The 22,773-nt window shown below is 64.5% G+C and carries 20 protein-coding genes and 1 pseudogene; 5 read left to right on the top strand and 16 right to left on the bottom strand.

Annotated features, from left to right (window positions below; genetic code table 11):
* Nucleotides 1–12: 12 nt before the first annotated feature.
* Nucleotides 13–2,163 (bottom strand): annotated as a pseudogene (katE, locus tag TO66_RS00360) (catalase HPII); the annotation flags it as partial.
* A 255-nt stretch (nt 2,164–2,418) separates the two neighbouring features.
* On the opposite strand from katE, the gene TO66_RS00355 reads away from it, so the two are divergent.
* The 3 genes from TO66_RS00355 to TO66_RS00345 are packed head-to-tail and all read left to right on the top strand — an operon-like array spanning nt 2,419 to nt 4,929.
* The gene (locus TO66_RS00355) at nt 2,419–3,426 is read left to right on the top strand and encodes a methionine ABC transporter ATP-binding protein (protein WP_044460445.1); all 1,008 of its coding nucleotides are present in this window, start codon (nt 2,419–2,421) and stop codon (nt 3,424–3,426) included.
* On the top strand, nt 3,426–4,100 hold the full coding sequence (locus TO66_RS00350) for a methionine ABC transporter permease (protein ID WP_044460444.1): 675 nt from the start codon (nt 3,426–3,428) through the stop codon (nt 4,098–4,100). Before TO66_RS00355 ends, TO66_RS00350 begins: the two co-directional genes overlap by 1 nt.
* Nucleotides 4,101–4,155: 55 nt before the next feature.
* Entirely contained in the window at nt 4,156–4,929 is a 774-nt protein-coding gene (locus TO66_RS00345; protein ID WP_044460443.1) for a MetQ/NlpA family ABC transporter substrate-binding protein, read from the top strand.
* Between the two features lie 150 nt (nt 4,930–5,079).
* Here TO66_RS00345 and TO66_RS00340 read toward each other — a convergent pair whose 3' ends face one another.
* Genes TO66_RS00340 through TO66_RS00320 form a run of 5 tightly spaced genes read right to left on the bottom strand, consistent with a single transcriptional unit; the run spans nt 5,080 to nt 8,988 of the window.
* Complete coding sequence (locus TO66_RS00340) at nt 5,080–5,715, bottom strand: SCO family protein (RefSeq protein ID WP_044460442.1); 636 nt, start codon at nt 5,713–5,715, stop codon at nt 5,080–5,082.
* Nucleotides 5,712–6,611 (bottom strand): heme o synthase, encoded by a 900-nt coding sequence (cyoE, locus tag TO66_RS00335; protein ID WP_044460441.1) that lies wholly within the window; start codon nt 6,609–6,611, stop codon nt 5,712–5,714. Before cyoE ends, TO66_RS00340 begins: the two co-directional genes overlap by 4 nt.
* A complete protein-coding gene (locus TO66_RS00330; protein ID WP_044460440.1) occupies nt 6,599–7,678 on the bottom strand; it encodes a heme A synthase in 1,080 nt (359 codons plus the stop codon). Before TO66_RS00330 ends, cyoE begins: the two co-directional genes overlap by 13 nt.
* Nucleotides 7,679–7,688: 10 nt before the next feature.
* Nucleotides 7,689–8,282: a hypothetical protein gene (locus TO66_RS00325; RefSeq protein WP_044460439.1), complete on the bottom strand. Its 594-nt coding sequence runs from the start codon at nt 8,280–8,282 to the stop codon at nt 7,689–7,691.
* Nucleotides 8,248–8,988, bottom strand: a complete 741-nt coding sequence (locus tag TO66_RS00320; RefSeq protein WP_044460438.1) for an SURF1 family protein — start codon at nt 8,986–8,988, stop codon at nt 8,248–8,250. Before TO66_RS00320 ends, TO66_RS00325 begins: the two co-directional genes overlap by 35 nt.
* A gap of 73 nt (nt 8,989–9,061) precedes the next feature.
* On the opposite strand from TO66_RS00320, the gene TO66_RS00315 reads away from it, so the two are divergent.
* Nucleotides 9,062–9,265, top strand: a complete 204-nt coding sequence (locus TO66_RS00315) for a twin transmembrane helix small protein (protein ID WP_044460437.1) — start codon at nt 9,062–9,064, stop codon at nt 9,263–9,265.
* 8 nt (nt 9,266–9,273) lie between these two features.
* On the opposite strand, the gene TO66_RS00310 is transcribed toward TO66_RS00315, so the two are convergent.
* The 4 genes from TO66_RS00310 to coxB all read right to left on the bottom strand — a co-directional run bounded on the left by TO66_RS00310 (nt 9,274) and on the right by coxB (nt 13,605).
* Nucleotides 9,274–10,161 (bottom strand): cytochrome c oxidase subunit 3, encoded by an 888-nt coding sequence (locus tag TO66_RS00310; protein ID WP_044460436.1) that lies wholly within the window; start codon nt 10,159–10,161, stop codon nt 9,274–9,276.
* Between the two features lie 34 nt (nt 10,162–10,195).
* Nucleotides 10,196–10,750: a cytochrome c oxidase assembly protein gene (locus tag TO66_RS00305; RefSeq protein ID WP_044460435.1), complete on the bottom strand. Its 555-nt coding sequence runs from the start codon at nt 10,748–10,750 to the stop codon at nt 10,196–10,198.
* A 49-nt stretch (nt 10,751–10,799) separates the two neighbouring features.
* Nucleotides 10,800–12,395, bottom strand: coding sequence for a cytochrome c oxidase subunit I (gene ctaD / locus TO66_RS00300; protein WP_044460434.1), 1,596 nt, complete (start codon nt 12,393–12,395; stop codon nt 10,800–10,802).
* 82 nt (nt 12,396–12,477) lie between these two features.
* Entirely contained in the window at nt 12,478–13,605 is a 1,128-nt protein-coding gene (coxB, locus tag TO66_RS00295; protein ID WP_044460433.1) for a cytochrome c oxidase subunit II, read from the bottom strand.
* Nucleotides 13,606–13,976: 371 nt separating this feature from the next.
* Here coxB and TO66_RS00290 point away from each other — a divergent pair, with 371 nt between their 5' ends.
* Nucleotides 13,977–14,627 carry a hypothetical protein gene (locus tag TO66_RS00290; protein WP_044460432.1) on the top strand — a complete coding sequence of 217 codons (651 nt, stop codon included), beginning with the start codon at nt 13,977–13,979 and terminating at the stop codon, nt 14,625–14,627.
* A gap of 124 nt (nt 14,628–14,751) precedes the next feature.
* Here TO66_RS00290 and TO66_RS00285 read toward each other — a convergent pair whose 3' ends face one another.
* The 6 genes from TO66_RS00285 to TO66_RS00260 all read right to left on the bottom strand — a co-directional run bounded on the left by TO66_RS00285 (nt 14,752) and on the right by TO66_RS00260 (nt 22,581).
* A complete protein-coding gene (locus TO66_RS00285) occupies nt 14,752–16,308 on the bottom strand; it encodes a SulP family inorganic anion transporter (RefSeq protein WP_044460431.1) in 1,557 nt (518 codons plus the stop codon).
* Between the two features lie 89 nt (nt 16,309–16,397).
* The gene (locus TO66_RS00280; protein WP_044460430.1) at nt 16,398–17,132 is read right to left on the bottom strand and encodes a carbonic anhydrase; all 735 of its coding nucleotides are present in this window, start codon (nt 17,130–17,132) and stop codon (nt 16,398–16,400) included.
* Between the two features lie 330 nt (nt 17,133–17,462).
* Nucleotides 17,463–18,521, bottom strand: a complete 1,059-nt coding sequence (locus tag TO66_RS00275; protein WP_044460429.1) for a PA0069 family radical SAM protein — start codon at nt 18,519–18,521, stop codon at nt 17,463–17,465.
* 179 nt (nt 18,522–18,700) lie between these two features.
* Nucleotides 18,701–20,029: a cytochrome c gene (locus TO66_RS00270; RefSeq protein ID WP_044460428.1), complete on the bottom strand. Its 1,329-nt coding sequence runs from the start codon at nt 20,027–20,029 to the stop codon at nt 18,701–18,703.
* Nucleotides 20,030–20,041: 12 nt separating this feature from the next.
* On the bottom strand, nt 20,042–21,826 hold the full coding sequence (locus TO66_RS00265) for a GMC family oxidoreductase (protein ID WP_044460427.1): 1,785 nt from the start codon (nt 21,824–21,826) through the stop codon (nt 20,042–20,044).
* 2 nt (nt 21,827–21,828) lie between these two features.
* Entirely contained in the window at nt 21,829–22,581 is a 753-nt protein-coding gene (locus TO66_RS00260; protein ID WP_044460426.1) for a gluconate 2-dehydrogenase subunit 3 family protein, read from the bottom strand.
* Nucleotides 22,582–22,773 lie beyond the last annotated feature (192 nt).

Genomic DNA, 22,773 nt, shown 5'->3' with positions numbered 1-22,773 from the left:
AGCATCAAAAGGTCAGGCCGGAATCGCCTTGGTCTTCGGCTCCCGCTCCCAGACCCGATGCTGGGCGATCGCGTCAAAGAACGCCCGCAACGCCTTGGCATCCCCGCCGACAATCAGCCCCGCATCCGCTTGCAGCTTGAGCACATCCCGCAGCTGCTTGGCCTCGCCCTGCAAGGCAATCGCCTTCAGATGCTTGTAGGCTTCGAGCAGGTAATGCAGGGCCACCCCATCGCCGCCCAGGGCCTGCACCGACTTCGCGCCGCCCGGCACGAACACCGCATCGAACACCACTGACGGCAGCCCTTCCATGGAGGCATGCACCGGCAGGACCTTGCCCTGCGCCGTGGTCACGGGCGCCGAGGTCGGCCCGAGCAATTTGGCGTGGGCGCCCTCCGCTTCCAGGGCCTTTTTCAAGTCGTCGATGGCCTGGCCGTCGACGCCGTCGGCCACCAGGACCGCGATCTTGCGCGTCTTGATATCCCCCGACAGCAGGTTGGCCTGGCTCAGGGCCGGCGAGCGGTCGAGTGCCGGCTGCGGCACCTCGACAGTGCCCGCCTTGGGCGCCGGCAAACCGAGGTTGCGGGCCACCCGCGCGGCCAGTTCGAGATCGATATTGGCCAGGATCTCGTTCACCTGGCGCGCCCTGATCCACTCGCGCTCGACCTTGCCCAGCTCGAAGCTGTAGGCGCCGATGATGTGCTCCTGCTCATGCGGGCTCATGCTCTTGTAGAACAGCCGCGCCTGGGAGAAGTGATCGCTGAACGAGGGGCTGCGCTGGCGGATCTTGTCCGCGTCGATGCGCTCGTGATAGCTCTCGAACCCGCCATTCTCCGGCGCTGGCGGGGTTTCTTTCGGCCAGCCGCCGTCGATGGAATTGGGTTCGTAGGAGGCCCGCCCCTTGTCGATGGTGCTGCGGTGCACGGCATCGCGCTGGCCGTTGTGGATCGGCACCAGCGGACGATTGATCGGCAGCTCGTGGAAGTTCGGCCCGCCGAGACGGCTGAGCTGGGTGTCGGTATAGGAAAACAGCCGGCCCTGCAGCAGCGGGTCGTTGGAGAAGTCGATCCCCGGCACGATATGCCCCGGGCAGAAGGCGACCTGCTCGGTCTCGGCGAAGAAATTGTCCGGGTTGCGGTTGAGCACCATCTTGCCCAGGGGCGTGATCGGCACCAGTTCCTCGGGAATCAGCTTGGTCGGGTCGAGGATGTCGAAATCGAAACTGTGCTCGTTGTCCTCGCTGATCACCTGCACGCCCAGCTCCCATTCCGGGTAATCGCCGCCCTCGATCGCTTCCCACAGGTCGCGACGATGGAAGTCGGTGTCCTTGCCTGCCAGCTTCTGCGCCTCGTCCCACACCAGCGAGCAAGTGCCCGCTGCGGGACGCCAGTGGAATTTGACGAAACTGGACGTGCCCTCGGCGTTGATGAAGCGGAAGGTGTGCACGCCGAAGCCTTGCATGCTGCGCAGGCTTTTCGGGATCGCCCGGTCGGACATGGCCCAGATCACCATGTGCGCCGACTCCGGCTGCAACGACACGAAGTCCCAGAAGGTGTCGTGGGCCGAAGCGCCCGTGGGGATCTCGTTGTGCGGCTCGGGTTTGACCGCGTGGACGAAGTCGGGAAACTTGATCGCGTCCTGGATGAAGAACACCGGCATGTTGTTGCCCACCAGGTCGAAGTTGCCCTCGTCGGTGAAGAACTTCACGGCAAAGCCGCGCACGTCGCGCACGGTGTCGCCGGAGCCGCGCGGCCCCTGCACCGTCGAGAAACGCACGAACACCGGGGTCTTCTTGCCGGGATCGCGCAGGAATGCGGCCTTGGTCAGCGCCGAATGATTCTCGTAGGTCTGGAAGTAGCCATGGGCGCCGGTGCCGCGGGCGTGGACGATGCGCTCCGGAATCCGCTCGTGGTCGAAGTGCGTGATTTTCTCACGCATGATGAAGTCTTCCAGCAGCGAAGGGCCCCGGGCGCCGACCTTCAGGGTGTTCTGGTTATCGGCGATCTTCACCCCCTGGTTGGTGCGCAGGGCCTGCTCGCTGGCATCGGAACGGAAGGCTTCCAGGCTTTGCAGCTTGCTGTTGGTGTTACCGCGATCCAGGGTATCGGTCCCGGCCAGCTGGCTGTTCGGGACGCTCGGTTTCTTGGTGCTCATCAGACAAGACTCCTCGTTGGCGAAGCCCCGATGGGGCGGGGGCTTCTTCGGTCAACATCACCAGGCACGGCACCTGGTTTTTTCGAGTGGCTAAATCAGTGACTGATGAGCTTTGGCGCCGTTCCTTTTTTATGACCTTTGATCGCGTTATTGCCAAATCGAAGGATGTTTACGAAATAAATGCTAAGAACCTCTATACGGACAGGCTAAAATGCGCGCCCGGCTAACCGCTGATCCTTTTCTAACGCGCCCCACAAGGTTCGCTACGTGATCGAGTTTCAAAACGTCCATAAAACCTACCGGGTCGCCGGTAAGGATATTCCCGCGCTGCATCCGACCAGCCTGAAGGTCGAGAATGGCCAGGTATTCGGCCTGATCGGCCATTCCGGCGCAGGCAAAAGTACCTTGCTGCGTCTGATCAACCGCCTGGAAAACCCCAGCGGCGGCAAGATCGTCGTCGACGGCGAAGAAGTCACCGCCCTGGACCCCAACGGCCTGCGCCGTTTCCGCCAGCAGGTCGGGATGATCTTCCAGCACTTCAACCTGCTGGCCTCCAAGACCGTGGCCGACAACGTCGCGCTGCCGCTGACCCTGGCCGGCGAGCTGTCGCGCAGCGCGATCGACCAGCGCGTGACCGAGCTGCTGGCCCGGGTCGGCCTGGCCGACCACGCGAAGAAGTACCCGGCCCAGCTTTCCGGCGGGCAGAAGCAGCGTGTGGGCATCGCCCGTGCCCTGGCGACCAAGCCGAAGATCCTGCTGTGCGACGAAGCCACCAGCGCCCTGGACCCGCAGACCACCGCGTCGGTCCTGCAACTGCTGGCCGAGATCAACCGCGAACTGAAACTGACCATCGTGCTGATCACCCATGAAATGGATGTGATCCGTCGCGTCTGCGACCAGGTGGCGGTGATGGACGCCGGGGTGATCGTCGAGCAGGGTTCGGTGGCCGAGGTGTTCCTGCATCCCAAGCACCCGACCACCAAGCGCTTCGTCCAGGAAGACGAGCAGGTCGACGAAAGCGAACAGCGCGACGACTTTGCCCACGTGCCGGGGCGCATCGTGCGCCTGACCTTCCAGGGCGACGCCACCTATGCGCCGCTGCTGGGCACCGTGGCCCGCGAGACCGGAGTGGACTACAGCATCCTCGCCGGCCGTATCGACCGCATCAAAGACGTCCCTTACGGGCAACTGACCCTGGCCATCACCGGCGGTGACATGGAGGCGGCCTTCGCCCACTTCACTGCGGCGGATGTCCACATGGAGGTGCTGCGCTAATGGAACTGCTGACAAGTTTCTTCGCCAATATCGACTGGTACGAAATCTGGCTGGCCACCGGCGACACCTTGCTGATGCTCGGCGGCTCGCTGCTGTTCACTGTGCTGCTGGGCCTGCCCCTGGGCGTGCTGCTGTTCCTCTGCAGCCCGCGCCAACTGCTGGAGCAGAAGGGCCTCTACGCGCTGCTGTCGCTGCTGGTGAACATCCTGCGCTCGCTGCCGTTCATCATCCTGCTGATCGTGATGATCCCGTTCACCGTGCTCATCACCGGCACCTCGCTGGGCGTCGCCGGGGCGATCCCGCCGCTGGTGGTCGGCGCCACGCCGTTCTTCGCGCGCCTGGTGGAAACCGCCCTGCGCGAAGTCGACCGCGGCATCATCGAAGCCACCCAGTCGATGGGCGCCAGCACCCGGCAGATCATCACCAACGCCCTGCTGCCGGAAGCCCGCCCGGGCATTTTCGCGGCCATTACCGTGACCGCGATTACCCTGGTGTCCTACACCGCCATGGCCGGCGTGGTGGGCGCGGGCGGTCTCGGCGACCTGGCGATCCGCTTCGGCTACCAGCGCTTCCAGACCGACGTCATGGTGGTCACCGTGGTGCTGTTGCTGGTGCTGGTTCAAGTTCTGCAAACCGTCGGCGACAAGCTGGTGGTGCACTTTTCCCGAAAATAAGTCGGCCCTGGCCGGCAGGCGCCCTGCACCGGGCGCCTCACAAGGAGCTAGCTGGATGAAAAAACTACTCGTCGCTTTCGCCGCCGTGGCCGCGTTCTCCGCGCACGCCGCCGACACCCTGACCGTGGCCGCCACCCCGGTGCCCCACGCCGAGATCCTCGAATTCGTGAAGCCGGCGCTGGCCAAGGAAGGCGTGGACCTGAAGGTCAAGGTCTTCACCGACTACGTCCAGCCAAACGTGCAGGTCGCCGAAAAGCGCCTGGACGCCAACTTCTTCCAGCACCAGCCCTACCTCGATGAGTTCAACAAGGCCAAGGGCACTCACCTGGTGAACGTCGCCGGCGTGCACCTGGAGCCGCTGGGCGCCTACTCCAGCAAGTTCAAGAAGCTCGACGAACTGCCAGGCGGCGCCACCGTGGTGATCCCCAACGACGCCACCAACGGCGGCCGTGCCTTGCTGCTGCTGGCCAAGGCCGGCGTGATCAAGCTCAAGGACGCCAACAACATCCTGTCCACCGTGAAGGACATCACCGAGAACGCCAAGGACCTGAAGTTCCGCGAACTGGAAGCCGCGACCATCCCGCGCGTGCTGACCCAGGTCGACCTGGCGCTGATCAACACCAACTACGCCCTGGAAGCCAAGCTGGATCCGTCCAAGGACGCCCTGGTGATCGAAGGCAAGGATTCGCCTTACGTGAACATCCTGGTGGCCCGTCCCGACGACAAGGATTCGGCCGCCATGAAGAAGCTGGTTGCCGCGCTGCACAGCCCGGAAGTGAAGCAGTTCATTCTCGAGAAGTACAAAGGCGCCGTGGTTCCGGCGTTCTGATCGGCTGCAGAAACACAAACGGGGCGCCTCAGGGCGCCCCGTTTCGTTTCGGATGGACCGCAGTGATTTCATCGCACGCAAGCTGTGCTCCTACAGAAGCGCGTAGGAGCACAGCTTGCGTGCGATAAACGATAACGCGGTATTCCCGGGTTACTTGCGTTGCAGCATCACCGGCAGCTGGGCCACCAGTTTCTGGTTGTTCAGCGGCGCGCGGATGAAGCCGCGCTGGGTGCCGTCCGGACCGATCACCGCGAGGTTGCCGCTGTGGTCGACGGTGTAATTGGGCTTGCTGGTGTCCGCCGGGATGAAGGGGATGCTCACCGCATTGGCGAGCTTCTGCACGTCCGCCACCGAGGTCGCGGTCAGGCCCTTGAAGTCCTTGTCGAAGTAGCCCAGGTACTGTTTCAGCTGCTGCGGCGTGTCGCGGTTCGGGTCGACGCTGACCAGCACCACCTGCAGCTTGTCCAGCGCCTCCTTGGGCAGCTCGCTCTTGATCTGGCGCAGCTGGGCGAGGGTGGTCGGGCAGATATCCGGGCAGAAGGTGTAGCCGAAGAACAGCAGGCTCCACTTGCCCTTGAGCGCGTCGAGCTGCACCGGCTGGCCTTCCTGGTCGGTCATTTTCACGTCCGGCAGGGTGCGGCTCTGGGGCAGCAGGATGATCCCGGCATCGATCAGCGCCGTGGGGTCGCCCTGGTTCTTGCCGGTCAGCACTTTGTTGACGGTGAGCCCCAGCACCAGGGCCACCAGCGCCACGAGAATAAAGACGGTTTTCTGAGTTCGAGTCATAGGTTCAACAGTAGGTAGTGGTCTACGAGCAGCGCGATAAACAGCAGGAACAAGTAATAAATAGAGTACTTGAAGGTGCCGATCGCCGCGTGCGGCCGACTGCCACGGTACAGCACCCAGGCCCATTGCAGAAAGCGCGCGCCCAGGCCGAGCGCGCAGACCAGGTAGAGCATGCCGCTCATGTGGATCACGTAGGGCAGCAGGCTGACCGCCAGCAGGGCGAAGGTGTAGAGCAGGATATGCACCTTGGTGTAATGCTCGCCGTGGGTCACCGGCAGCATCGGAATGTCGGCCTTGGCGTATTCCTCCTTGCGGTGGATGGCCAGCGCCCAGAAGTGCGGCGGGGTCCAGGCGAAGATGATCAGCACCAGCAACAGCGGCTCGGCCGTCACATGCCCGGTGGCCGCGACCCAGCCCAGCAACGGCGGCGCGGCGCCGGCCAGGCCGCCGATCACGATGTTCTGTGGCGTCGCGCGCTTGAGGAAGCCGGTGTAGATCACCGCGTAGCCGAGCAGCGAGGCCAGGGTCAGCCAGGCGGTCAGCGGGTTGGTAAAGGCCAGCAGCAAGGCTTGCCCGGCGAGCGCCAGCAACAGGGCGAAACCCAGCGCCGCCGACGGCGAGACCCGGCCCTCGGCCAAGGGCCGCTTGTGCGTGCGGGCCATGACCGCGTCGATCCGCCGGTCCACCACATGGTTCACCGCCGCGGCCGCGCCGGCGCACAGAGCGATACCCAGGTTGCCGAACACCAGCACCGTCCACGGCACCCCGGCACGGGTGGCGAGGAACATGCCCACCAGCGAGGTGATAAGCATCAGGACCACCACCTTGGGCTTGGTCAGCTCCAGGTAGTCCCGCCAGATCGCCTGGCGGTGGCGTTCACCGATCAGAGTCGCCATGGCATCTCTCCTTTTATCGTGATGGGCCCGGCCGCCTGTTTACGCGGGCTCAAGCGCCAGCCCAGCGGCAGGTGCGTACGGGCGCGGACCAGGCTGGTGCGGGCGTGATAGTTGACCAGCACCAGGGTCAGCAGCAGCGCCGCGCCCCCGGCGTTATGAGCCACGGCCACCGGCAGCGGCAGGTGGAACAGCACGTTGCTGATGCCCAGGCCGACCTGCGCGCCCAGCGCTACCAGCACCAGCCCGGCCAGGCGCGTCATGCCCACATGCTTCAACTGCCAGGCCAGGCCCAGCAGCACCAGGGTCACCAGCAGGGCGCCCAGGCGGTGGGTCAGGTGGATGGCGGTGCGAGCCTCGCTGTCGAGCTGCCCGCCCAGGTAGTTGGGGCCGATATGCTGGGTCAGGTGAAAGCCGTTGGCGAAATCCGCCGCCGGCCACCACTGGCCATGGCAGGTCGGCAGGTCGATGCAGGCCACCGCCGCGTAGTTGGAGCTGACCCAGCCGCCCAGGGCGATCTGCCCGATCACCAGCACCAGCCCGGCCGTGGCCCAGTACTGCAGGCGCCGCGGCACGATCAGCGCCGGCAACACACCGGACAGGCGCAGCGTCAGCAGGAACAGCAGGCTGAGGGTGGCGAAACCGCCCAGCAAGTGCGCGGTGACCACCTGCGGCCACAGCTTGAGCGTCACCGTCCACATACCGAACAGGGCCTGGGCGAACACCACCGACAGCAGGAACAGCGGCAGCTTCAGCGGTTGCCCGGGGTGATGCCGGTGCGTCCAGGAACGTGCCGCCAGCAGCACGATCAGCAGGCCCAGGGTGCCGGCGAAATAGCGGTGGATCATCTCGTTCCAGCCCTTGTGGGCTTCCACCGGCGCATCGGGAAAGTGCAGTTCGGCATGGGCCAGCTGGGCTTCGCTTTTCGGCACGCCGATGAAGCCGTAGCAGCCCGGCCAGTCCGGGCAGCCGAGGCCGGCATGGGTCAGCCGGGTATAGGCGCCGAGCAGCACCACGATCAATGCCAGCAAGGTGGCGAACAAGGCGAGGCGAAATCCGGGTTTGGCCATGACGATGCCCCTATCCGATGTTCGACAGTTTCAGCAGGTGCCGCAGGTCGTTGAGCAGGTCCTTGCCCTTGACCCGGGCGTCGTAGCGCAGGACCAGGTTGCCGTGCGGGTCGACGATCCACAGCTGCGGCGCGCCCTGGGCATTGGCGCCCTTGGCGGAGGCCGACGGGTCCAGGGGATAGCGTTGCAACTGTGGGTATTCGCGTTGCAGCCTGGCCGCGTACTCCTCGCTCAGCGGCTGGGCGGCGGCCAGGGCGTGGCTGGCCCGGGAGGCGTCGCGGCCCAGGGCGATCTGGATCTGCCGCGCCAGGTACACCAGTTGCTGGCAGTCCACCGCGCAGTCCCGCGGGGCCGTGACCAGCAGTTGCCAGCGCGCCTCGTCGGCCTGGACCCCGAGGTCCGCGCGGCTCTGGCCGTTGCCGATCATCTCGCCGTGATAAGTGCGGCTGTCCGGCACCCAGAACTGCAATTTGTACATGCCGGTGGCGAGGATCATCGGGCCGATCACCATGGCCACGATCAGCAGCAGTTGCCAGCGGCCACGGCGCCGTTGGTGGCGCGCGCGGGCCTCAGAAATGTTGGGTGGATTCATGGCCGCTCCCATGTTTTTTCTCCCTTGCGTTATGCCATCCGAAGTAGAGGTACAAAGCGCCCAGGGCCAGCGCCATGGCGAACCACTGCACGGCATAGCCCAAGTGTTTTTCCGGCCCCATGGCCACCACCGGCCATTCGGTCAGGTAGGCGCCCGGGCCGCGCTCCTGGCGCAACTCGTGGGCAAACCCGCCACGCCCCAACTCGCGCCACAGCCCGGCGGCGTCGACCGTCGTCACCAGCCGCGGCCACTGGGCGTCGCGCGGGTCGGCATGCAGCTGGAAGGTCGCGCCCGGCGCGACATAGACCCAGGCGTCGAGGTCCAGCGCCTGTTCCGGGGTGCTGAACGCCGGCGGCGTGCGCCGGTCCGGCCAGGGCAGCCAACCGCGATTGAGCAGCAGCCACTGGCCGCTGGCCTGGTCGAGAAAGGGTTGCAGCAGCTCGACCCCGACCTTGCCGTCGTGCAGGCGGTTGTCGAGCAGCAGACTGTGTTCGGCATCCAGCCGGCCGTGCAATCGCACCCGGCGAAACGCCGGATCGGCGGCGGCTTGCAGCTCGTCCACGCCAAGCGGCGCGGCGACCCGTCGTTCGGCGTAGCTGGCCAGCAGTTCGCGTTTCTGTTCGCCTCGTCCCAGCTGCCAGAAACCCAGCGCCACCAGCACCGGCAGCAAGGCCAGCACCACCAGCGTCGGCACCACGCCCGGGCGAAAGCCGTTCATGGCAACGCCAGAAAGTGACGAGATCGACTGGCTATACTCAAGCGCATCGCGTTTCCCCCCGGGAGCCCCCACCATGCTTAAAGCGGCCATCGTCCTGATGCTGATCGCCACGCTCGTCAGCCTGTTCAGCGGGCTGTTCTTTCTGGTCAAGGACGACAGCAGCTCCCATCGCCTGCTCAGGTCGCTGACCGTTCGTGTGTGCCTGGCCGCGATCACCGTCGGGCTGATCGCCTGGGGCTTCTTCAGCGGCCAGCTGGTGTCGCACGCCCCCTGGTAACGGCGGGCTCAGAGCACGTAGACAAAGACGAACAAGCCGATCCACACCACATCGACGAAGTGCCAGTACCAGCTGGCCGCTTCGAACCCGAACTGGTGCTCGGCGTCGAAATGCCCCTTCAGGATGCGCATCAGCATCACGAACAGGATCAATGTGCCGATGGTCACGTGGGCGCCGTGGAAGCCGGTGAGCATGAAGAAGGTGGCGCCGTAGATGCCCGAGCCCAGGGTCAGCCCCAGCTCGTGGTAGGCGTGCAGGTATTCCTCGGCCTGGAAGCCGAGAAAGGCACAGCCGAGCAGCACGGTCAGCGCCAGCCAGATCTTCAGCGCGCCACGATGGCCTTTCTTCAAGGCATGGTGGGCGATGGTCACGGTGACGCTGGAACTGACCAGCAGCACGGTATTGAGCAGCGGCAGGCCCCAGGGGCTGATGACTTCCTTCGGGGGTGGGAACAGCTTGGAATCGGGGTTGTTAAGCAATGGCCAGACGAACTCGAAGTTCGGCCAGAGCATGTGCGCGATGCCCTTGCTGCCTTCGCCGCCCAGGGCCGGGCCGGACACATGGCGCACATAGAACAGCGCGCCGAAGAAGGCGATGAAGAACATCACTTCGGAAAAGATGAACCAGCTCATGCCCCAGCGGAACGAGCGATCCAGCTGGGCGCTGTACAGCCCGGCACGGCTTTCCTTGATCACCGCGCCGAACCAGCCGAACAGCATGTAGGCCAGCAACAGGCCCCCGACGAAGAAGATCAGCGGGCCATGGGACTCGGGTCGTGCGGCCTTGAGGTCGTTGAACCAGGTGGCCAGGCCGAACACGGTAACGAACATGCCCAGCGTGGCGATGATCGGCCACTTGCTCTGGGCGGGAACGTAGTAATGCTCATGAGTTGCCATTTGTTGTTCTCCTTATCGGGCACGCTTGAACGTCTTAACCGCCGGTGTTGGTGCTCACGGCCACCGGTGGATGACGCGCGGTGATATCGAACAGCGTGTAAGCCAGCGTCAGGTGCTTCACATCCTTGGGCATGTCGCGGTCAACGATGAAACGTACCGGCATCTCGATCTGCTGACCGGGTTGCAGCACTTGCTGGGTGAAGCAGAAGCATTCGGTCTTGTGGAAATACATCGCCGCGCTGCTCGGCGAGATGCTCGGGATCGCCTGGGCGCTCATCGGGTGATCGCTGGGGTTGCGGGCGATGAAGATCATCTCGTTCACCGCACCGGGATGAACCACGATGTCGTCGGCCTTGGGATAGAACTCCCAGACCATGTCGATCGCATTGGTCGACAGGAACTGCACGCGCACCTGGCGCGAGGCATCGACCTGCTGCTCGCCGGAGTACTGCCCGCCGGTCTTGCCATTGATCCCGAGCGCCTTGCACATCACGTCGTAGATCGGCACCAGGGCAAACCCGAAGACGAACATCGCCGTCACCACCAGCAACAGGCGGGTGACCAGCTTCTTCATCGAGACCTCGGCCATCAGCAACCTCCTGCCGTTCCACAGGCCCGTGGGTAGCGCGGCGGGCCGTTCATTTCACTTCCGGCGGCGTGCTGAAGGTGTGGTATGGCGCCGGCGACGGCACGCTCCACTCCAACCCTTCGGCGCCGTCCCAGGGCTTGGCGGGCGCAGGCGCGCCGCCACGGATGCACTTGATGACGATGAACAGGAAGAAGATCTGCGTGGCCCCGAAGGTGAACGCACCGATGGACGAGACCATGTTGAAGTCGGCGAACTGCAGGTTGTAGTCCGGAATCCGCCGCGGCATGCCCGCCAGCCCGACGAAGTGCATCGGGAAGAACGCCATGTTCATGCCGATGAAGGACAGCCAGAAGTGCAGCTTGCCCAGGGTTTCGTCGTACATGTGGCCGGTCCATTTCGGCAGCCAGTAGTAGGCCGAGGCGAAGATGCCGAAGATCGCGCCCGGCACCAGCACGTAGTGGAAATGCGCGACCACGAAGTAGGTGTCCTGGTACTGGAAGTCCGCCGGGGCGATGGCCAGCATCAGCCCGGAGAAACCGCCGATGGTGAACAGGATCACGAAGGCCACGGCGAACAGCATCGGCGTCTCGAAGGTCAGCGAGCCCTGCCACATGGTGCTGACCCAGTTGAACACCTTGACCCCGGTCGGCACCGCGATAAGCATCGTGGCGTACATGAAGAACAGCTCGCCCACCAGCGGGATGCCGACCACGAACATGTGGTGCGCCCAGACGATGAACGACAGGAAGGCGATGCTCGCCGTGGCGTAGACCATCGAGGTGTAGCCGAACAGCGGCTTGCGCGAGAAGGCCGGGATGATCGAGCTGACGGCGCCGAAGGCCGGCAGGATCATGATGTACACCTCGGGATGGCCGAAGAACCAGAACACATGCTGGAACAGCACCGGGTCGCCACCGCCGGCGGCGCTGAAGAAGCTGGTGCCGAAGTGGATGTCCATCAGCATCATGGTCACGCAGCCGGCCAGCACCGGCATCACCGCGATCAGCAGGAACGCAGTGATCAGCCAGGTCCAGACGAACAGCGGCATCTTCATCAGGGTCATGCCGGGGGCGCGCAGGTTTAGGATGGTAGCGATCACGTTGATCGCGCCCATGATCGAGCTGATGCCCATCAGGTGGATGGCGAAAATGAAGAAGGTCACGCTTTCCGGCGCGTAGGTGGTGGACAGCGGGGCGTAGAAGGTCCAGCCGAAGTTCGGCCCGCCGCCCGGCATGAACAGGGTCGAGACCAGCATCAGGAAGGCCGCCGGCAGCAGCCAGAAGCTGAAGTTGTTCATCCGTGGCAGCGCCATGTCCGGGGCGCCGATCATCAGCGGGATCATCCAGTTGGCGAGGCCGACGAACGCCGGCATCACCGCGCCGAAGACCATCACCAGGCCATGCATGGTGGTCATCTGGTTGAAGAACGCCGGTTCGACGATCTGCAACCCGGGCTGGAACAGCTCGGCGCGGATCACCATGGCGAACGAGCCGCCGAGCAGGAACATGGTGAAGGCGAACCACAGGTACAGGGTGCCGATGTCCTTGTGGTTGGTGGTCAGCACCCAGCGCATCAGGCCCTTGGCGGGGCCATGGGCATGCTCGTCATGGCCGGCGTGGCCGTGGTCGTCGATCACAGCGCTCATGACCTGTCTCCTGTAAACGGGTGGGCTGGACGATCGAGGGCGGCACGCCCCGACCGGTTCCGGGAACACGCAATGGACCGGGTCATTTGCTTTCCGCCTGTTTCAGAGCCAGGACATCCTTGGGCGTCACCATGTCGCCCTTGTTGTTGCCCCAGGCGTTGCGTTCGTAGGTGATCACCGCGGCCAGGTCGACTTCCGACAGCTGCTTGCCGAAGGCCGCCATCGCGGTGCCGGGCTTGCCGTGGAAGACGAGGTTCAAGTGACCTTCCTTCGGACCGGTGGCGATCTTCGAGCCCTTGAGGGCCGGGAACATCGGCGGCAGCCCCTGGCCTTCGGCCTGGTGACAGGAAACACAGGTGGTGTGGTAGATCTTGTCGCCACGGGCCACCAGTTCTTCGAGGGTCCATTCCTTGCTGGTCAGCTCCTTGAGCTTGAGCGCTTCGGCCTTGCGCTCGCCCAGCCAGGTGTCGTAGTCGGCCTGGGTCTTCACGTCGACCACGATCGGCATGAAGCCGTGGTCCTTGCCGCACAGCTCGGCGCATTGGCCGCGGTACAGGCCGGGCTTGTCGATCCGGGTCCAGGCCTCGTTGACGAAACCGGGGATCGCGTCGCGCTTGACCGCGAAGGCCGGCACCCACCAGGAATGGATGACGTCGGCCGAGGTCACCAGGAAGCGCACCTTGGCGCCGATCGGCAGCACCAGCGGCTGGTCGACCTCCAGCAGGTAATGCTCGCCCTTGGCGCTCTGGTTGTGGATCTGCTCGGCGGGGGTAGCCAGGTTGCTGAAGAACTCGACGTCCTGGCCCAGGTATTTGTAGTGCCACTTCCACTGATAGCCGGTGATCTGGATGTCCACATCCGGCTCACTGGTGTCGTACATCTTGATCAGGGTCGCGGTGGCGGGAATGGCCATGACCACCAGGATCACGAACGGCACCACCGTCCAGAGAATCTCGACCGTGGTGCTTTCATGGAATCGGGCGGCTTCCTGGCCGGTGGAGCGGCGGTGCAGGATCATCGACCAGAACATGGCGCCGAAGACGATGACGCCGATCACCACACAGATCCAGAAGATGGTCATGTGCAGGTCGAATACCGCGTGACTGATTTCAGTCGCTCCAGGCGCCATATTCACCGTCCAGGCGCCATGCGCCTGGCTGAATACCGACCACAACAGGAGGCCCATCCAGACTTGTGGATGTCGCATCATTGCGGGTTCCCCTTATCGTTCTTGTTATCCCGCCGGCTTTCACCTGCGGCAAGGGAGCGGCTGCCTAGACTACGAACTTAAACCGCCGAGCCTCGCTGCACATGCAGTCGGGCGTCATCAGCTAACTTCATACAGCCCCGAGTATAGACAGCGACTTCGACCTCGCAACGCAGGCTCGTAAAACGCCTGAAACAGTTTCGTGCAGCCTTATAGGCCACGGCAGGAAAGGGATAGAGGGGAGAACGATGGCGAAGAGATATAACCTGGGCGTCTAACTGTGACGTGATTATGAAAAATGCGTCTTAAGCGGTTTCGTGAGCAGGCTAACTTATGTCTTCCCTATTAAATTGCCCTTGTTTCCTGGAGTATTCATGAACACCGCCGCATTGCGCGAGCAGATCCAACGAGCCCATCAGCATGAGTCCGGCAGTGGTTATTTGCGCCGCCAGCTGGAAACCCAATTGCCGCACCTGCACCCCGCCATCCAGCTCCCCGAAGTGGACGCCCAGGGGGTGATGACCCGTTTTGTCGCCGCTTACATCGACCAGGTCCCGGACCTGCTGGACGCTGCCAACGAAGTCGCGCGCGAAGCCGGCATCGAGTCGCAGATCAAGCCGGTGCTGAAGATCGCCGAGCAGTTCTTCCTTCAGCCACCCGCCATCATGGCCGGGCACGAAGGCCTGGACGGCCTGCTGGACGAGGCCTACCTGGCCCACCGCCTGGTGGAGGAGGTCAACGACCTGTACATCACTCACTTCGGCCAGCCGCTGATCCCGCTGGATACCACCGTGGCCAACCTGATCGCGCACCAACTGATCGGCGAAACCTTCGCCAACCAGCTGGATGAAGCGGTGCATCACGCGGTCGACAGCATGCTCGACGAAGAGAGCTTCGCCCTCGAGTCGGTCGAGGCCTACCGGGAGAAACTCAACAGCCCCGACACCGAAGCGGCCTGGAAACGCTGGCCGTGTCTGTCGCGCCAGCTGGGCGTGGAGCTGGAGCTCGACCAGCCGGCAGCCTGAAGCCATCGAAACTCTGTAGGAGCGAGCGGGCGGCGATCCGACTTGCCCGCGATGAACGATGGTGCGGCGCTTCAGAGAGACCTCGGCGCACCCATCGCACGCAAGCTGTGCTCCTACAGAGGCTTCATGCCCGGCTTACGCCTTTCGACGCCGGGCTCACCCCCACTGTGGTGTGCAGGCGTCCCTCCAGCCGACGCTTCAACCCGCGCGACTCGATCACCAGCTTCGAGCCCTTGGCGGCGTTGGCCCGGTCCCACTCCTCGAGCAGTTCCAGGCAGGCGTGGTCGATATACCCCAGGTTATTGAGCGGCACATGCACCGTGGTGCCCGGGGGAATGCTGCCTAGCGCCTGGGTCAGTGCCGGGACCTTGAGGAAGGTCGCGGCGCCCACCAGGCGCAACTCCATCTCGCCGTCGGCCGGCAGGTCGATCAGGCTGATCTTCAGGCGCGAGGCGCCCCAGGCCAGCTTCACCAGGGTCAGGCCGAAACCGATCAACACCCCGGTCAACAGGTCGGTGAAGACGATCGCCAGCGCGGTCACGCCGTAGGTCAGCATCGGCATCGGCCCGTAGCGACCCAGCTTGCGGAACGACTTGAGGTCCACCAGCTTGAAGCCGGTGTACACCAGCACGCCCGCCAGGCTGGCCACCGGAATGCTCTGCAGCACGCTGGACAGCAACAGCACGAACGCCAGCAGCCACAGGCCGTGGAAGATCGTCGACAGCCGCGTGGTCGCGCCGGCCTGGACGTTGGCCGAGCTGCGCACGATCACCCCGGTCATCGGCAACGCCCCGAGCAGCCCGCAAAGCATGTTGCCAACCCCCTGCGCCGACAGTTCACGGTCGAAGTCCGAGCGCACCCCGTTGTGCATGCGATCCACCGCGGCAGCCGACAACAGGGTTTCGGCGCTGGCGATAAAGGCCACGGCGAAGGCCGCGATCAGCAGCGTCGGATCCGCCAGGTTGAGCAGGTCGGCCGGACGCAGCCAGTCGATTGCCTCGGCGAGGTTGGCCGGGACTTCCACCCGTTTGACCGGCAGCGCCAGGGCCAGGCTGGCCAGGGTCGCCAGGCCCACGCCCAGCAACGCGCCAGGGATGAAGCGCAGGGAATGCGGGCGCAGTTTTTCCCACAGGAACATCACGGCCATGGTCGACAAGCCGAGCAACCCGGCCTGCCAGCCAAACCCGCCGCCCAGGCTCGGCAGCGCCTGGGCCACCGCCGCGGGGAAGCCCGCGAGGTTATCCAGGCCGGACGCCTGGGGCTGGGCGTCGAGCATGACATGCACCTGGGAGAGCACGATCAACACCCCGATCCCGGCCAGCATGCCGTAGACCACCGCCGGCGCCGTGACGCGAAACCAGCAACCCAGGCGCAGGCGCCCGGCCACCAATTGAAGCAGGCCGGCCAGGAGCAGGATCGGCCCGAGCATGGCGATACCATGCTGGCGCACCAGCTCGAACACCAGTACCGCCAACCCCGCGGCGGGGCCGCTGACTTGCAGGGGCGAGCCGGCCAGCCAGCCCACCACCAGGCCACCGATGATCCCGGTGATCAACCCCTTGGCCGGCGGCAGGCCGGACGCAATCGCGATCCCCATGCACAACGGCAGGGCCACCAGGAACACCACCACGGAAGCCAGCAGCTCCCGTGGCAAAACAGCTTTCAGTCGTGCTGCACGCATGATGATTCTCCTGAAGCTTTTTGCAGGCGTGGCGAAGCCTGACTGCGCTGACGGCAGTCATGGCTGAACCACACGGGATTTAGGAGGCTCTAGAAGCGCGCTTTAGGCGTCGCAACCGGGATCGGATGACGTCCATCCAGCGGCAGGAAACATCCCTGGTCCGCGTCGTAGGCTTTGATTTCGCTGGTTTCGATGTTGTACACCCAGCCATGGATGAACAACTGGCCGTTGGCCATGCGCGAAGCCACCGACGGGTGGGTGCGCAAATGCTGCAACTGGGCGATGACGTTCTCTTCGGTCAGCACGTGCATGCTGGCGTTCTCGTCAACGCAATCGCAGTTCTCGTGAACCATGGTCTTGGCCACTTCGGCGTGGCGCAGCCAGGCTTTGACCGTCGGCATTTTTTCCAGGCTCTGCGGGTTGAGCACCGCGCGCATGGCGCCACAGTCCGAATGGCCGCAGACGATGATGTGATGCACGCCCAGCGCCATGACCGCGTATTCGATGGCCGTGGACACGCCGCCGTTCATCTGCCCGTAAGGCGGCACCACGTTACCGACGTTGCGGGTCACGAACAGGTCGCCCGGGGCGCTCTGGGTAATCAGTTCGGGAACGATGCGCGAGTCCGCGCAGGCAATGAACATCGCCCGGGGCCGCTGGGCCTTGGCGAGTTTCTTGAACAGTTCTTCCTGCTGCGGGAAGACCTCGTGATGAAAATGCAAAAAGCCGTCAACGATTGTCTGCAGCGCTGCGTCGGCACTTTCCGCGGCCTCTGTGGACGCTGAAGCCGGCGCAGCCAACGGCTGTTTATCCTTGTCACTCATGTGATTCATCCTCTTTGACCGATTTGGCTCTGTCGAAAAGTGGTATGGCGTCGCACGCCGGCCGTTGCCATGCCTGACCGTCGCTCGCCCACTTTCCGCGCAGACCCTTGGGGGAATTTTCCGGTTTTATCCAGCATGACACCAGCGTTTGATTAAAAAACAACCAGAACGCTGGGGGCGACCCACAGGTCCCTCGATGAACAAACTAGCCCTCCAAACTTAACTCAAACTGAACGGAGCGCTCTAAAACGCCACTATTGGCGCAGCCAGAAGGTGGTCAGCGTAAGCGTAAGGTGCACCAGGCACTACTGCACCTTAGGTCAATTGTTCCTAGAGCAACGACATCTGCGCGCCGGGCGGACAGAAGGCCGTGCAATCGAGGTCATAACCTTCGCGCCGGTCGAGCCCCAGGCGCTTGCTGGCCTTGGCGAACCGTTGCGCCAGCAGGGCGGCGAAGGGGCCTTCGCCGCGCATCCGTACGCCGAAGCGGCTGTCGTAGAGTTCGCCGCCGCGACACTGCCGGATCAGGCTCAGGACATGGGCCGCCCGCTGCGGATAGTGGGCCTCGAGCCATTCCTCGAACAGCGGCGCCACTTCCAGGGGCAGGCGCAGCATCATGTAGGCCGCGCTTTGCGCGCCGGCGGCCCGAGCCTCGGCGAGCAGGCTTTCCAGCTCGCTGTCGTTGATCATCGGAATCATCGGCGAACACAGCACCCCGACCGGGATCCCCGCCTCGCGCATCACCCGGATCGCCCGCAACCGCGCCTTGGGCGCCGCCGCCCGGGGTTCGAGGATGCGCTTGAGCTCGTCGTCCAGGGTGGTCAGGCTGATCATCACCGCCACCAGTCGCTGCCTGGCCAGCTCGGCCAGCAGGTCGAGATCGCGCAGGATCAGCGAACCCTTGGTGACGATGGTCACCGGATGCCGGTAGCGCAACAGCACTTCCAGGGTCTGGCGGGTCAGCCGGTGTTCGCGCTCGATGGGCTGATAAGGGTCGGTGTTGGAGCCCAGGTTGATCGGCGCGCAGCGATAACCGGGCCTGGACAGCTGCTGTTCGAGCAGCGAAGCGGCATTGCTCTTGGCGATCAGCCGGGTCTCGAAATCCAGCCCGGGAGACATGTCCCAGTAGGCGTGGCTGGGCCGCGCATAACAGTAGATGCAGCCGTGCTCGCAGCCGCGATAGGGGTTGATGGAGCGGTCGAAGGGCAGGTCCGGCGAGCTGTTGCGGGTGATGATGGATTTCGCCGTTTCGAAGCGCACCTCGGTGCCCTGGGTCAACGGCACCTCCTGGTGCCAGCCGTCGTCGAAGGCCTCCGAACGCTGGGGCGCGAAGCGGTTGTGCGGGTTGGTCGCGGTGCCACGGCCGCGCGGGGGCAGGGGGGTGGACATGGGAGGCGCTCCATTACTGTATTTATATACAGTAATGGAGGTTGGAATTTCTGCAAAGCGCCGTTGGGCTGGAAGCGCGCGTCTGGCGACGCGCATCGCGGGCAAGCCTCGCTCCTACAGTCGGGGTAATCCCGTGGAGCGAGCGGGCGGCGATCCGGCTTGCCCGCGATAACGCCCGGTCAACCGCCGCTGTGCTTCGTCACCTGGCCCAGGTCGTCGTTCGAGGTGCTCTGCAGGTCGCCCTTGCGCAGCCCCGCGACGTCCGCGGCCTTCACCTCGGAACCCTGGTTGCCCCAGCTGGTGCGGATGAAGTTGACCACATCGGCCACCTCCTGGTCCGACAGGCGCCAGGCGAACGCCGGCATGGTGAAGGTCGATGGCGCGGTGTGGGTGGCCGGCAGAGTGCCGCCCTTGAGCACGATATGGATCAGCGACGTAGCGTCGGCGCTTTGCAGCACCGGGTTACCCGCCAGCGCCGGGAACACGCGGGTATAGCCATGGCCGTCGGTGCGGTGGCAGGCCGCGCAGTTGTCGATGTACACCGCCGCGCCCGGCTTGCTGTCGTCACCTTTCCACAGGGCCTCGGCCACCTGCTTGTCGTACTGGTGCGGCTGGTCGTTGGGGTCTACAGCCGGCAGCGACTTGAGGTAGCGCGCAATGGCCGTCAGGTCCTCGTCGGACATGTACTGCATGCTGTGCACCACCACATCGCTCATGCCACCGAATACCGCGCTGCGGTCGCTGCGGCCGGTCTTGAGGAATTGCACCAGTTGCGCCTCGCTCCAGCTGCCGAGGCCGTCCTTGTGGTCGCCGCGCAGGCTCTTGGCGATCCAGCCTTCCAGCGGCGCGCTGCCCGCCAGGAACTGGCTGCCTTCGCCGGCGCTCAGGGCCTTCTCCTGCATGGTCAGGGCCCGTGGCGTGTGGCAGGCGCCACAGTGGCCGAGGCCTTCGACCAGGTAGGCGCCGCGGCCGACCAGCGGGTCCTGGCCGGCCGGCGCTGGCGCCGCCTGGCCTTGCAGGTCCGCCACGCTCGGCGCGAACAGCCAGCGCCAGCCGGCCAGCGGCCAGCGCATGCTCAGCGGCCAGGGAATGTCGCTGTCGCGGTTCTCCTGGGCCACGGGCGCCACGCCTTTCATGAAGTAGGCATACAGCGCTTGCATGTCGGCATCGCTGACCCGTGCATAGGACGGGTAGGGCATGGCCGGGTACAGGGTGTCGCCGCTCTTGGCCACGCCATGGCGCACGGCCTTGTCGAAGTCCTCGAAGCTGTACTCGCCGATGCCGGTCTTGTCCGGGGTGATGTTGGTGGAGTAGATCGTGCCGATCGGGGTTTCCATCGGCAGCCCGCCAGCGAACGGCTTGCCGTCCTTGGCGGTGTGGCAGGCCACGCAGTCACCGGCGCGAGCCAGGTATTCGCCTTGCTTGACCAAGGCCTGCGGATCGGTTTCGGCGGCGCTGAGGGCGGTGCTGCCGAGCAGGGCCAGGGTGGCGATAACGAGGGTTTTCATGGTCATCGCTCCTTATGCCTGGACCAGCGGGCCGGGGTTCTTCAGGTACTGCTCGCGGATCGCGCGGGCCGACCAGTAGGTCAACGCGGCCACCAGGCCGGTCGGGTTGTAGCCCAGGCCCTGGGGGAAGGCCGAAGCGCCCGGGACGAACACGTTGTGCACGTCCCAGCTCTGCAGGTAGCGGTTCAGGGCACTGGTCTTGGGGTCGGTGCCCATGATCGCGCCACCGTTGAGGTGGGTGGTCTGGTAGGACGCGGTGTTGAAGTGCTCGCCGACCTTCTTGCCCAGCAGGGCAATGGCCTTGGGGTTCATCGCCTGGGCGATCTTGCCCATCTTCTCGACCATGAAGCGGTTCATCTTGATGTCGTTTTCCTGCCAGTCGAAGGTCATGCGCAGCAACGGCAGGCCATAGGCGTCGCGGTATACCGGATCGAGGTCGAGGTAGTTGCCGCGGTAGGACTGGTGGGCGCCATGGGCGTCCATCGACACCTGGTGGGTGTAGTAGTCGGCGGTGGCTTTCTTCCAGGCGCTGCCCCAGGCCGGGGTGCCCGGCGGGTTGGAGGTCCCGGCGATCGGCCGGCTGCCGGCCTGGTTGACCCAGAACGGCGAGCCGCCGACGAAGCCGTGGGGGCCGTGGTCGAAGTTGTCGGCGTTGAAGTCGTCCACCGCCACGCCGTTGCCGCCAGCCCCGATGAAGTTGTTGGTGTGCACGTCCTTGTCGAAGTAGGCCTTGATGGTCGCCATGTTCTGGTAGGCGAAGTTCTTGCCCACCACGCCTTCGCCGGTGATCGGATCGTATGGCTTGCCGATGCCGGACAGCAGCATCAGCCGCACGTTATGGAACTGGAACGCGCCGAGGATCACCAGGTCCGCCGGCTGTTCGATCTCGCGGCCCTGGCCGTCGACGTAGGTGACGCCGGTAGCGCGGGTCTTGGTGCTGTCGAGGTTGACCTTGAGCACGTGGGAGTTGGGGCGCAGCTCGAAATTCGGCAGCGGCCGCAGGGCCGGCAGGATGTTCACGTTCGGCGAGGCCTTGGAGTACATGTAGCAGACGTAACCGCTGCAGAAACCGCAGAAGTTGCACGGCCCCATCTGTGCGCCATAGGGGTTGGTGTACGGCCCCGAGGTGTTGGCCGACGGCAGGTTGTACGGCTTGTAGCCGACTTCGCCGGCCGCCTTCTGGAACAGCTGCGCGGAGTAGGTGTTTTTCTGCGACTCCAGCGGGAAATGGTCCGAACGGTCCGGCGCGTAGGGGTTGCCCCCCTTGCCTTCACCGACCAGCTGGCCTTTCACGGTCCAGGCCTGGCCCGAGGTGCCGAAGACTTTTTCCGCATAGTCGAAGAACGGCTCCAGCTCTTCGTAGGTGACGCCGAAGTCCTGGATGGTCATGTCCTTGGGGATGAAGTTCTTGCCGTAGCGCTCTTCGTAGTGGCTGCGCATGCGCAGCTCGATCGGGTCGGCGCGAAAATGCACGCCGGACCAGTGCAGGCCGGCGCCGCCCACGCCATTGCCGGGCAGGAACGCACCCAGCTGGCGGTTCGGCAGGGCCACGTCGTTGACGCTGTGGCGGATGGTGACCGTCTCCCGGGAAATGTCCTGGAACAGTTTCTTGCGCACGCTGTAGGTGAGTTCGTCGATCACCTGCGGGTAGTTGCCGTCCGGGTAGGTGTCCTGCATGGGCCCGCGCTCCAGCGCCAGCACATTGAGCCCGGCCTCGGTCAGCTCCTTGGCCATGATCGCGCCGGTCCAGCCAAACCCGACGATCACCGCGTCGACCTTCTTCATTACGGTTGCCATGCTCAAGCCCTCTCGCCGCGAATCGATACTGCCGGGAAAGGGTATTGCTCGTTGCGTTCCACCCAGTCCATGAAATCGGCGCGAGCGCCGGGGAAGCCGATCAGGGTCCAGCCGACCATGCCTTTGTTGCCACCGTGGATCGGGTCGCAGAAGAACCCTTCCTTGGTGTTTTGCAACAGCAGGTTGAAGAAAATCTTCGGCGGAACACTGTCGAATTGCGGTTTTCCGGCTTCAAGCTGCTTGAGCAGATCGTCTCGGGTAGCGCTGTCTTTCGCGGCAAATGTTTTACCGTTGAAGGCTTTCGACCAAGCGTCCGTCGCGGCGATGCCCAGGCGATAGATCTCCTTGGGGACCAGCTTGCTCTGCCAGCCCATCTCCGGCGCGGCGTCGGCATTGAACGGGCCTTGCATGTACCACAGGGCGCCCGCGGCGTAGGGGGTGTTCATCTGCCGGTCGATGTATTCCGGCACGCCGGCTTCCAGGGCACCGGGACCTTGCTCGTCGGCCGGGATCAGGCGCTCCACGGCAGCCTGGACAAAGGCCCACTCTTCGGCAGTGAAGTAAGTCGGCTGGTAGCTGTCGGCACTGCCCGAAGTCCTGGCCGGTGCGACGGGCGCGGCGGGCTTGGCCGCTTCAGGGGCGGCCATCAGCATCGAGCTGCCCAGGCCGGTACTGGCGACCGTGACCACCGGGATCAGGGTCAGGGATTTGCGCAAAAACTCACGCCGCGGGTTGTCTTGATCGTGATCAGACATGGGGGAGACACCTCACACTAGGCATTCACGGGTTGGGCAGCCGCGTCATGGCGTGGCTTGTCATTTTTTGGCGGCGGCGGGGAAAAGCCGGCGCCGGGAAGCGCAGTTCAGCAAATTTTGGTTACAAATGGTAGCAGGCTAAGCATCCAAATAGATCGCTGATGCCGGAAAAAGTGGCGATTGCCCGGAAAA

It is taken from the genome of Pseudomonas sp. MRSN 12121 (assembly GCF_000931465.1).
Classification (GTDB): domain Bacteria; phylum Pseudomonadota; class Gammaproteobacteria; order Pseudomonadales; family Pseudomonadaceae; genus Aquipseudomonas.
The sequence above is the reverse complement of the archived record's forward strand: the minus strand, read 5'-3'. Positions and strand labels throughout refer to the sequence as shown.